Source organism: Collinsella sp. CLA-ER-H7 (assembly GCF_040092345.1).
In the GTDB taxonomy this organism is placed as follows: Bacteria; Actinomycetota; Coriobacteriia; order Coriobacteriales; family Coriobacteriaceae; genus Collinsella.
Map to the genome: position 1 here is coordinate 19,344 of NZ_JBBNLT010000019.1, position 10,844 is coordinate 30,187.

13 protein-coding genes and 1 pseudogene are annotated in these 10,844 nt (G+C 60.7%); 12 read left to right on the forward strand and 2 right to left on the reverse strand.

Translation table 11 applies throughout. The annotated features are described in order from the left end of the window. Positions 1 to 68: 68 nt before the first annotated feature. From rplB to AAAX75_RS09670, 11 genes and pseudogenes are all read left to right on the forward strand, one after another. Complete coding sequence (rplB, locus tag AAAX75_RS09620) at positions 69 to 899, forward strand: 50S ribosomal protein L2 (protein WP_349092008.1); 831 nt, start codon at positions 69 to 71, stop codon at positions 897 to 899. Positions 900 to 931: 32 nt separating this feature from the next. Next, the gene (rpsS, locus tag AAAX75_RS09625) at positions 932 to 1,192 is read left to right on the forward strand and encodes a 30S ribosomal protein S19 (RefSeq protein ID WP_006235035.1); all 261 of its coding nucleotides are present in this window, start codon (positions 932 to 934) and stop codon (positions 1,190 to 1,192) included. A 14-nt stretch (positions 1,193 to 1,206) separates the two neighbouring features. Continuing rightward, positions 1,207 to 1,578 carry a 50S ribosomal protein L22 gene (gene rplV, locus AAAX75_RS09630; protein WP_006235036.1) on the forward strand — a complete coding sequence of 124 codons (372 nt, stop codon included), beginning with the start codon at positions 1,207 to 1,209 and terminating at the stop codon, positions 1,576 to 1,578. Between the two features lie 6 nt (positions 1,579 to 1,584). Further along, complete coding sequence (gene rpsC / locus AAAX75_RS09635) at positions 1,585 to 2,295, forward strand: 30S ribosomal protein S3 (protein ID WP_006235037.1); 711 nt, start codon at positions 1,585 to 1,587, stop codon at positions 2,293 to 2,295. Continuing rightward, a pseudogene (gene rplP, locus AAAX75_RS09640) lies at positions 2,295 to 2,690 on the forward strand (50S ribosomal protein L16); the annotation flags it as partial. The gene rpsC and the pseudogene rplP, both read left to right, overlap by 1 nt. Before the next feature lie 107 nt (positions 2,691 to 2,797). After that, positions 2,798 to 3,013 carry a 50S ribosomal protein L29 gene (gene rpmC / locus AAAX75_RS09645; RefSeq protein ID WP_006235039.1) on the forward strand — a complete coding sequence of 72 codons (216 nt, stop codon included), beginning with the start codon at positions 2,798 to 2,800 and terminating at the stop codon, positions 3,011 to 3,013. Positions 3,014 to 3,029: 16 nt separating this feature from the next. Then, positions 3,030 to 3,290 (forward strand): 30S ribosomal protein S17, encoded by a 261-nt coding sequence (gene rpsQ, locus AAAX75_RS09650; protein ID WP_006235040.1) that lies wholly within the window; start codon positions 3,030 to 3,032, stop codon positions 3,288 to 3,290. Positions 3,291 to 3,408: 118 nt separating this feature from the next. Further along, positions 3,409 to 3,777 carry a 50S ribosomal protein L14 gene (gene rplN / locus AAAX75_RS09655; protein WP_006235041.1) on the forward strand — a complete coding sequence of 123 codons (369 nt, stop codon included), beginning with the start codon at positions 3,409 to 3,411 and terminating at the stop codon, positions 3,775 to 3,777. A gap of 13 nt (positions 3,778 to 3,790) precedes the next feature. Then, positions 3,791 to 4,096, forward strand: coding sequence for a 50S ribosomal protein L24 (rplX, locus tag AAAX75_RS09660; protein ID WP_006235043.1), 306 nt, complete (start codon positions 3,791 to 3,793; stop codon positions 4,094 to 4,096). 462 nt (positions 4,097 to 4,558) lie between these two features. Next, on the forward strand, positions 4,559 to 5,638 hold the full coding sequence (locus AAAX75_RS09665) for a Gfo/Idh/MocA family oxidoreductase (protein ID WP_349092009.1): 1,080 nt from the start codon (positions 4,559 to 4,561) through the stop codon (positions 5,636 to 5,638). Between the two features lie 3 nt (positions 5,639 to 5,641). Continuing rightward, complete coding sequence (locus tag AAAX75_RS09670; protein ID WP_349092010.1) at positions 5,642 to 6,388, forward strand: DeoR/GlpR family DNA-binding transcription regulator; 747 nt, start codon at positions 5,642 to 5,644, stop codon at positions 6,386 to 6,388. 431 nt (positions 6,389 to 6,819) lie between these two features. Here AAAX75_RS09670 and AAAX75_RS09675 read toward each other — a convergent pair whose 3' ends face one another. Together AAAX75_RS09675 and AAAX75_RS09680 are read right to left on the reverse strand one after the other, a co-directional pair. Next, complete coding sequence (locus AAAX75_RS09675; RefSeq protein WP_349092011.1) at positions 6,820 to 7,479, reverse strand: RluA family pseudouridine synthase; 660 nt, start codon at positions 7,477 to 7,479, stop codon at positions 6,820 to 6,822. 15 nt (positions 7,480 to 7,494) lie between these two features. After that, complete coding sequence (locus AAAX75_RS09680; RefSeq protein WP_349092012.1) at positions 7,495 to 9,990, reverse strand: U32 family peptidase; 2,496 nt, start codon at positions 9,988 to 9,990, stop codon at positions 7,495 to 7,497. Positions 9,991 to 10,289: 299 nt separating this feature from the next. Here AAAX75_RS09680 and AAAX75_RS09685 point away from each other — a divergent pair, with 299 nt between their 5' ends. Continuing rightward, the gene (locus AAAX75_RS09685; RefSeq protein ID WP_055285184.1) at positions 10,290 to 10,667 is read left to right on the forward strand and encodes a RidA family protein; all 378 of its coding nucleotides are present in this window, start codon (positions 10,290 to 10,292) and stop codon (positions 10,665 to 10,667) included. Positions 10,668 to 10,844 lie beyond the last annotated feature (177 nt).

Here is a 10,844-nt window from a genome sequence, read left to right on the forward strand (position 1 = left end):
CGCACCCGAGGCAGAACCTCGAATCCCTGTCTGCGATGGCTAACGGATTCCTATTGAAAGGGATTGTAATGGCTGTAAAGCACCTTAAGCCGACCTCCGCTGGTAGGCGTTGGCAGACGATCTCCGACTTCTCCGAGATCACCTGCACCAAGCCCGAGAAGTCTCTTCTCGAGCCCCTGCCCAAGAAGGCCGGTCGTAACAACAACGGCCGCATCACCAACCGCCACCAGGGCGGCGGCGTGAAGCGTCGTTACCGCGTGATCGACTTCAAGCGCAACAAGGACGGCGTGCCCGCCAAGGTTGCCACGATCGAGTACGATCCGAACCGTTCCGCTCGCATCGCTCTGCTGCACTACGCTGACGGTGAGAAGCGCTACATCCTGGCCCCCAAGGGCCTCGAGGTCGGTCAGACCATCATGTCCGGTTCTGACGCCGACATCAAGCCGGGTAACGCTCTGCCCCTCGCCGACATCCCCGTCGGTACGCTCATCCACGCTGTTGAGTTCCAGCCGGGCAAGGGCGCTGCTATCGCCCGTTCCGCCGGTAACTCCTGCCAGCTGATGGGTAAGGAGGGCAAGTACGCCATCGTCCGTATGCCTTCCTCCGAGATGCGCCGCATCCTCGTTACCTGCCGCGCCACCGTCGGTGAGGTCGGCAACGCCGATCACTCCAACATCGTCATCGGCAAGGCCGGCCGTAAGCGTCACATGAACGTGCGCCCGACCGTCCGCGGTACCGTCATGAACCCTGTCGACCACCCGCACGGCGGTGGCGAGGGCAAGAACCACACCTCTGGTCGTCCCTCTGTTACCCCCTGGGGTAAGCCGACGAAGGGCCTTCGTACGCGCAAGAAGAAGAAGGTCTCGAACCAGCACATCATTCGTCGCCGTAAGAAGTAATTTCGGATACCGAGTTTTAGGAGAAAGCACTTATGAGCAGAAGTCTCAAAAAGGGCCCGTTCGTGGAGACTCGCCTTCTCTCGCGTATCACCGCGATGAACGAGGCTGGCAAGAAGGACGTCGTGAAGACCTGGTCCCGCGCGTCCACCATCTTCCCCGAGATGGTTGGTCACACCATCGCCGTCCACGACGGCCGCAAGCATGTGCCCGTGTATGTTACCGAGTCCATGGTTGGTCACAAGCTCGGCGAGTTCGCGCCGACTCGTACGTTCCGTGGCCACAAGGCCAAATAGGGGGTTAACCGTAAATGGCAACTAAGTCTATTGAAACTGAGGCCACCGAGGTTCGCGCCGTCGCTAAGTACGTGCGTGTTTCCCCCAGCAAGGCCCGCCTGGTGGTCGATCTGATCCGCCGCAAGCCTGTCGCTCAGGCCTTCGACATCCTCCACTTCTGCGACCGCGCCGTCGCCGTGGATGTCGAGAAGGTTCTCCGTTCCGCCGTTGCGAACGCCGAGAACAACAACGGTCTGCGTGCCGACAACCTGGTTGTCGCCGCTGCCTATGTTGACGAGGGTCCGACGCTTAAGCGCATCCGTCCCCGCGCCAAGGGTTCCGCTTCTCGCATTCTGAAGCGTACTTCCCACATCACCGTCGTCGTTGCTCCTCGAAAGGAGGCGTAAAGCTGTATGGGTCAGAAAGTCTACCCCACCGGCTTCCGTCTTGGCATCACCGAGAACTGGCGCTCCCGCTGGTTCGCAGAGAAGGATTACGCTAAGACCCTCGGTAACGATCTCGAGATCCGCAAGTACCTCGAGAAGCGTCTTTCCCGCGCAGCTGTCTCCCGTGTCGAGATCGAGCGCGCTGGTGACAAGGTGAAGGTCATCATCCTCACTGCTCGCCCCGGCGTTGTCATCGGTAAGAAGGGTGCCGAGATCGATACCCTCCGTACCGAGCTCGAGAAGGTCGCTGGCGTCTCCAAGGGCCAGCTCTCCGTCGACGTTGTCGAGATCAAGCGCCCCGAGCTTGACGCCAACCTCGTTGCTCAGTCTATCGCCGAGCAGCTCGAGGGCCGCGTTGCCTTCCGTCGCGCTATGCGCAAGGCTGTCCAGTCCGCCCGCAAGGCCGGCGCTAAGGGCATCCGTATCCAGTGCTCCGGTCGTCTCGGCGGTGCCGAGATGGGCCGTCGTGAGTGGTACCGCGAGGGTCGCGTGCCTCTGCACACCCTCCGTGCCAAGATCGACTACGGCACAGCTGTCGCCAGCACCACCATGGGCGCTTGCGGCGTGAAGGTCTGGATTTACCTGGGCGAGAAGCTCCCGGGCCAGCCTGTTCCCAACCCTGCACTCGAGGGCTCTTCCCGTCCTCGTCGTCGTAACTCCGAGAGGAGGGGTCAGTAGTGCTTGCCCCTAAGCGTATTCTTCACCGCAAGGTGCAGCGTGGCTCCATGAAGGGCCAGGCCAAGGGTAATACCGAGCTGCATTTCGGCGAGTTTGGTATCCAGGCTCTCGAGGCCCATTGGATCACCAACCGTCAGATCGAGGCCGCTCGTATTGCTATGACCCGCTACATGAAGCGTGGCGGTCGTGTCTACATCACGATCTTCCCCGATAAGCCCATCACCAAGAAGCCTGCTGAGACTCGCATGGGTTCTGGTAAGGGTAACCCCGAGGAGTGGGTGGCCGTCGTCAAGCCCGGCCGCATCATGTTCGAGGTCAAGGGCGTGCCCGAGGAGGTCGCTCGCGAGGCTCTGCGTCTTGCACAGCACAAGCTTCCCATCAAGACCAAGATTGTTGCTGCCAAGAACGCCGAGCAGCGCATCGAGAAGGAGATGGCTGAGGAGGCCGCTCTCGAGGCCAAGTGGGCTGCTGAGGACGCCGCCGCCGCCAAGGAGGAGAACTAATGAAGCCCGCAGAGATTCGTGAGCTCTCGGACGCTCAGCTCGTTGAGAAGCTGAAGGAAATGCGCGCCGAGCTCTTTAACCTTCGTTTCCAGATGGCCACCAGCCAGCTGGACAACACCGCTCGCGTCAACACCGTGAAGAAGGACATCGCTCGCGTCCTCACGGAGCAGCGCGCCCGCGAGATCGCAGCGGAGAAGTCCGCTGTCGCCGAGTAGGACCTAAGGAGAGAACATGACTGATTCGCGTAACTCGCGTAAGGTCCGTACGGGTGTCGTTACCTCCGTCTCCGGTGCCAAGACCATTGTTGTCACCATCACCGAGCGCAAGCGTCACCCCAAGTACGGCAAGATGATGACCAGCTCCAAGAAGCTGCACGCTCACGACGAGGAGTGCACGGCTGGCGTGGGCGATACCGTCCGCGTTATGGAGACCCGTCCTATGTCCAAGATGAAGCGTTGGCGCCTCATCGAGGTCGTCGAGCGCGCTAAATAAGCAGTCGCTCTTACGACTTGTACGTTTCCGAAGATGTGCGTATGCCTGGCTTGCATACCACAGGCTGTATAAAGACTGCGCACCTCTCTTCGGTTCTTAGTTCGGAGGAACATCTACCATGATTCAGATGCAAACCATGCTGAACGTCGCCGACAACTCCGGCGCTCGCAAGATTCGCTGCATCAAGGTGCTTGGCGGTTCCAAGCGTCGTTATGCAGGTATCGGCGATGTGTTCATCGGTGCTGTCCAGGAGGCTACCCCTGGCGCCAACGTCAAGAAGAAGGACGTTGTCCGTTGCGTCGTCGTTCGCACCGTTAAGGAGATCCGCCGCAAGGATGGCTCCTACATTCGCTTTGATGAGAACGCCTGCGTTGTCATCAACAACGATGGTTCGCCCGTCGGCACCCGTATCTTCGGGCCTGTCGCTCGCGAGCTTCGTGACAAGAAGTACATGAAGATCGTCTCGCTCGCTCCCGAGACCCTGTAGTTAGGGGAGATATATGTATATCAAGAAGGGCGATAAGGTCCAGGTTCTCTCTGGTAAGGATCGCGGCAAGCAGGGCGTTGTCCTGCGTGCTCTCCCCGCCGAGAACAAGGTCGTTGTCGAGGGCGTTTCGGTCGTCAAGAAGGCCGTCAAGCCCAACGCTGCCAACCAGCAGGGCGGCATCGTTTCGCAGGAGGCTCCCATCGACGCCTCCAACGTCAATCTCGTTTGTCCCGAGTGCGGTAAGGTTACCCGCGTCGGTCACGAGAAGGACGGCAAGAACAAGCTGCGCGTCTGCAAGAAGTGCGGCCACAAGTTCTAAGCTGCCCGCAACATTAAGTTGCTAGCAAAGGTCCGGATGCTACGGCACCCGGGCCTTTTTCTATCCCTACTCATTGGGGACAGACTTAAATGAGTGGCCGTTGATTGGCAGTCATTGGGAACAGACTTAAATGACCAGTCGATGGGGGACAGTCTCTATGTGCCGGCAGTTTGGGACGGTCCTTTGATGTCTGATGCCCCGAGAGGGGTGGAGTAATACGGCCTACTCTGTCTTTTATGGCTATGGTGTTCCGCCCTTTTATGTTTCATAAGGATCGTCCCGTGCGCATTTACGCGCATAGCCTTGCGCGATAATGCGTGTAACCGCGCAAGCGTGTGTCAAATATGGCTAAATGATGACTGTAAAACAAATAAACACGCAAATACGAGCAAATACGCGCGTGATTGTGCGAATATAGGGCTATTAGGAATGAAGAACTTCCGATGACTTAGGAGGCACATAATGGCAGATTCCAAACAGGCTCCGCTCGACGCCGAAGCAGCCGCTAAGGCGGCGTTCACCTCGGTCCAGGATCAGCCGTTCCCCAACGATATTTTTACGGCCCCCGAGCTCCGCTGGGCTGTAATTGGGTGTGGCGTTATCGCCAACCAGATGGCTCAGTCTCTCGCCCTTGCCGGCCGAAAGCTCGCGGGCGTTGCCAACCGCACGCTGTCCAAGGCTCAAGCTTTTGCAGAGCAGTATGGCGTTGAGAAGGTCTATGAAACGGTCGAGGACCTCTATGCCGATCCGAACATTGACGCAGTCTATATCACCACGCCGCACAACACGCATATCACCTACCTGCGCGCCGCTCTGTCAGCTGGCAAGCACGTGCTCTGCGAAAAGGCCATTACCCTCAATTCCGCCGAGCTTGACGAGGCCCGCGCCATTGCCGACGAGCACAACGTGGTCCTTATGGACGCCACCACGGTGCTTCACATGCCCTTGTATCAGGAGCTGCGTCGTCGCATGGATGTCGGCGAGTTCGGCCGCATGAATCTCGCTCAGCTCAACTTTGGCAGCTATAAGGAGTACGGCGACCTGACCAACCGCTTCTACAACCGTAGCCTTGCCGGTGGCGCCATGCTCGACATTGGCGTGTATGCGCTCTCCGTTATGCGCCTCTTTATGGCGAGCCAGCCCGCTGAGGTTGTCTCGCTGGGCAACACCTGTGAGACAGGTGTCGACGTTGCGGGCGGCATTGTCTGCCGTAACGCCGAGCAGCAGCTGGGTGTTGTGAGCCTTACGCTCCACTCCAAGCAGCCCAAGCGCTCGGTCATCAGCTTCGACAAGTGCTATATCGAGGTCAACGAGTATCCGCGCGCCGATCACGCGACCATCGTGTGGACTGTGGACGGCCACCGCGAGGAGGTCCACGCCGGCACCGAAGCTTACGCCCTTTGCTATGAGATGGCCGATCTTGAGAAGGCCGTTGCCGGCGACGACTCCAAGTGCGAGCTGCTGGATTATGCTTCTGATGTAATGGAGCTTATGACCAAGCTCCGCGCCGATTGGGGAGTCGTGTACCCCGAGGAGGAGTAAGCGATGCTTGCGGAAGATAGGCTCAATGCGATCGTGTCGATGGTGCAGCAGGCCGGCTCGGTTACCGTGCCGGAGCTTGCTGAGGCCCTGGGCGTGACGGCGTCTACCATTCGGCGCGACCTGCAGACGCTCGACCGAGCGCACCGTATCGCCAAGGTCCACGGTGGGGCGACGAGTCTTGAGCGCGCGCACGTGACGCGCGACCTAACGATCAGTGAGCGCAGCGACCTCCATAACGACGACAAGGAGCGTATCTGCGCCCGTGCGGCGGCGCTTGTGGAGCCTGAGAGCTTTGTATACATCGACTCGGGCTCGACGACGCTCAGGCTCATCGAGCATCTTCCACACCTTGAAGATGTCACCTATGTGACCGATTCCGTGCTCCATGCTCAGCACCTTGCTTTGCGCGGCATGCGTACCGTGGTGCTGGGCGGCGAGCTCAAACCCGAGACCGAGGCGCTCGTTGGCCCCGATGCCTTGGCAACCTTAGACCGCTACAACTTCAACTGTGGCTTTTGGGGCTCTAACGGCATTGCCGCCGAGCAGGGCTTCACGGCACCCGATATCGAGGAGGCGCAAGTAAAGCGTATCTCGATGCGCCATACCGCCAAACGCTTCGTAATCTCGGACGCCAGTAAATTTGGCATGGTGGCGCCCGTCAAGTTCGCGGACTTCCGCGATGCAACGATTATTACCGCAGGCGAGGTCCCCGCCAAGTACCGGGCAATGGACAACGTCATCACGGTCTAACAGCAGGGGACGGGCTAAGGCCAAAACCACCGCGAAGGCGCCTGTCCCCATTGTGGTGGTTAGCAACGGAAACCGAGTAGTTTTCTCAATAGAAAAGCGGCAACGTCCATCACGGGCGTTGCCGCTTTCGTTGTCTACCGGTTTTGTCTAAGTCTGTAACAACTGGACCGCTAAAAGTGGGCTAGGTGTTACAGATCGAGATACTTCCGAGCCGCACCGTCCCTTTGTCTCAATCTGTAACAGCTGGGACCGATTTTGCCGAGTTACTGTTACAGATCGAGATTTTCCCTTGAGGGAGATTTGAATGTATCGATCTGTAACAGATAGACCGGAAAATGGGTTCTAACTGTTACAGATCGAGACGTTTTGGGACCGCGGCTGAGCCATTGGGGCAAAACCACCACAAAGGTGCCTGTCCCCATTGTGGTGGTTTAGGGTTTCCAGGGGCAAGGGGCTTCGATGTGGATGTGCTCACCGGTTACGGGATGCGTGAAGGACACGCTGTGGGCATGGAGCATGAGGCCGCAAGGACGCGGCGTGCCGTACAGGTCGTCGCCGACCAGGGGGTGATGCTCGCTGGCCAGATGCACGCGGATTTGATGCTTACGGCCGGTGAGCAGCTCGACATCGATATACGAGCGCGTGGGCAGACCTCGACGGCTCTTAAGACGCTTGAGCACCTTCACGCGCGTTTGAGACGGCTTGCCGCTGGCGCCGACGCGCATCTTTCGGCTGTCGTGACGGTCGCGGGCGATGGGCTTGTCGATGAGCTTTTCGTTCCAGTCGATCTTGCCCTCGGCGAGCGCCAGGTAGTGCTTTTCGAAAGCGTGGTCGATGACCATCTGGTCAAAGGCAGACTGCGTCTGCTTGTCGAGCGAGAACAGCACCACGCCGGTGGTGTCGCGGTCCAGGCGGTTGAGCGGCTGCATGTCGGTCGCGGCAAAGCCGTCGCCCATCGCCAGCAGCAGGTCGCTGGCGTAGTCGGTGAGCGTGCGCTCGCCGGTGCCGTCGCCGTGGACGATCATGCCGGCGGGCTTGTCGATGGCCATGAGCCAGGCGTCGCAGTAGAGGACTTGAGGTTCTTCGTTCACGTGTAAGCCTTTCGGTTAGCTGATTCCCACAAACATGCAGCCCGAGGTCGCCCCGCGTAGGCGGGCGGCGGGCTTGCGGCCGGCCTGCGCTGCTTCGACGGCACGACGGACGCGGGCGACGGCACGGCCCACCTCATCCGTCTCGAGCAGCGTTCCGTCCACCATGAGGCGACGCACGCCGGCGTCGAGCAGCTGAGGAACCTGCGGCGTGAGGTCGATGGGGTAGGCATCGTACAGGCGAGAGCGGCCGTGGATGTCGGTGCGGACGGGCATGACCTTTCCGTCGATATTCTTGAGCGAGAGCTTGCGGGCACGCAGGCGGCAGTTGGCGCAATCGTGGATGCAGCCATTGGCAACCTGCAGAATGCAATGCTCGCTTGTCATGACGCGCGGGCGGCCAAAGACGGTGATGCCCAGAGCAGCGGGCGCGGCGGCGCCGAGCGAGACAATCTCGTCGAGCGTGGTCTCGGGCGAGAGCCAAAACGCACCGGCTCCGCGCTCGGCAAGCGCCTCCATGCAGGGCGTGTTGTGCACCGGCAGGCAAGAGCGAATTTCGGCCGTGGCGCCGGCATGCGCGGCTACGGCGAGCTCGGAGATATTGCCGACGGCGACGGTGGCTCCGGCATTGATCCAGGGGTCAACGCGCTCGTGGTCAACAGTACGGCAGACCTCGTCGAGTACGGGCACGATACCCTGCTCAAATGCATCGGCAGGGGAGAGTCCGACAGCCTCGAGCGCATCGGTGGTCATGTAGATGCGCGTGGCGCCCTCGGCACGAGCTGCCTCGGCGGCTTCGGGCGAGGTGACGGTGGCGCAAATCTGCGGCTCATCGCGGTAGTGCTCGGGCGCGGGGCGGGAATCACTGGTAACAATCGCCGGCAGCTCGAGCGTGCGGGCGCGCTCATCATACGGTGCCAGAATGGCCTCCTCGAGCGCCTTGCAGGCGGCAGCGCGCACCTTGTGCACAGCGGAGAAGCCCATGCCGCAGCCCTCATCGAGCGTCACATCAAAGCTCGCAGCCTCAAAGGGCGAGGAGCCCATGCGACCGACGTGCTCCACCAGATCGGACGCCTCGACCGCACGGGTCTTGGCGGCCTCGACGGTAAAGCCCGTGGCCGTTGCCGTAAGCGAAGGGTCGTCACAGCAGGTGAGCGTAACGGTAAACGGCTCGCCCAGACGCGCCACGATAGACACATCTACGGCGCGGCGGCGCAGCACATCGCGCTTGAGCGCGGCGCCGGCGGCGTCGATGGCACGCTGACTGCGAATCACGCGGACGCGGCAGCCCTCGGGCATGCTGCGGGGCACGCGACATTCGATGATGTCGCCCGCGGCGGCATCATCGGCGGCAATGGTGGTCAGGAACTGGTCAAACTCGTTATCGTGACGAAGCTCCAGCAGGTCGCCCTTGCCCACGGGCTCAAACAGCTCAATGCGGGCGATGGCGGCGCGGCGACGGCGGTCGTCGGGCTTGAGTCCGCGTACATCGCGGTTGGCCAGACGGCTGCCCAGCACCGTGCCCACAATCTGGCCGCGGTTGTTGGAGCGCTCGTAGCTCATCATCTCGTCGCCCGAGGTGCCATCCTGGTAGGCGTGCGTAAAGTCGCGGTTAAAGCAGCGCTTGAGCTGTCGCTGGCGGGCGGCATCCTCATCCTTGGAGGTCGAAACATCGGCCAGCATGTCATCAATCTGGTGACGATACACATCGACGATGGAGTACACGTAATCGGGTGCCTTCATGCGGCCCTCGAGCTTGAGCGACGCGGCGCCGGCGTCATACAGACGGCGAACAAGCTGTGAGGTGTTGGTGTCACGCGGGCATAGCGCACGCTCGCGGCCGGCAGGGGAGAGCGAGCGGCCATTCTCGTCGATCAGCTCGTAGGGCAGACGACAGGGCTGAGCGCACATGCCGCGGTTGGCCGAGCGGCCCGCCATGGCAAAGCTCGACAGCAGGCACAGGCCCGAGTAGCAAAAGCAGATGGCACCGTGGCTAAAGACCTCAAGGTCCACATCGGGCGCGGCGTTGTGAATGGCGGCGATCTCGTCGATGGAGAGCTCGCGCGAGAGAGTCACGCGGTCGGCGCCCTGCTCGCGGCACCAGATAGTTCCGCGGTCGTCGTGGATGTTCGCCTGGGTCGAGATATGCGTCTCGATGCCGGGCATGGTGCGCTTGACTTCAAAGAACAGGCCCCAGTCCTGGATGATAAAGGCGTCGGCGCCCAGCGTGGAGCAGCGATGGATGAGCTGCAGTGCATCGCCCATCTCGGACTGCTTGATGACGATGTTGACCGTGACGTAGACGCGCGACCCGGCTAGGTGCGCGGCGCGGCAGGCTTGCTCAAAGGCCTCGTCGGTAAAGTTGATTGCCTTGCGGCGGGCGTTGAAGCTGCCCATGCCGCAGTAGATGGCATCGGCGCCCGCGGCGAGCGCGGCGGCAAAGGGCTCCGGGCCTCCGGCGGGGGCCAAAAGCTCGGGCCTGCGGTTAGTGGTTCGGCTGGCGGTTGCGGTCATATCCTGCCTTTCAAAATGCTCAGATATTCAAAAGTATAGTGACGTCGCTGCGGTGGGCGACGCCCGCAGCCTAAGCAGGACAAAGTCTTCAGCAGCTTGGACTGGCTGCTCAACATGAGAACCGTTCAGCGGTTCGGGGAAACCGTTGGGCGATAAAATATTCTCGCAAGCTGATAATATTCTTGCATCAAACAGAAACCTTGAGTACTATCCCAATCAAGCGCGGTGTTCAGACCGAACTGTGCCTCCCGGTGCGAACACCGCGCTCACGCTCTCTATTTGATTGTAAGGAGAAAAACATGAGCAAGACCGTCGTGTCTTCCGATAACGCACCCGCAGCCATCGGCCCGTATTCCCCCGGTATCCAGGCCGGCAACATGGTGTTCCTGTCCGGCCAGCTGGGCATCGATCCCGCGACCGGCAAGATGCCCGAGGGCGTCGAGGCCCAGGCCAAGCAGTCCCTCGCCAACGTTGAGGCCCTGCTGACCGCTGCCGGCGCCACCTTTGCCGATGTCGTCAAGACCACGGTCTACCTGGCCGACATCGCCGACTTCGCCGCCGTGAACGAGATCTACGCCTCCAAGTTTGAGGCCCCGTTCCCCGCGCGCAGCGCCTTCCAGGTTGCCGCCCTTCCGGCTGGCGGTCTGGTCGAGATCGAGGTCGTCGCCGCTCTCTAAGGCGTTGGCCACAACTAAACATGACATGCAAAAAGACCCTGCAGCGCGTGTGAACTGCCTCCCATTTCTTGGACATGAGAAATGGGAGGCTTTCTTTATGCGCGTTGATTTGAGGGTGAAGCATGATGTCGAGGCCAGGAAGGCGGCCATAGGGCTCTTCGAGCTCGGACACGGGTA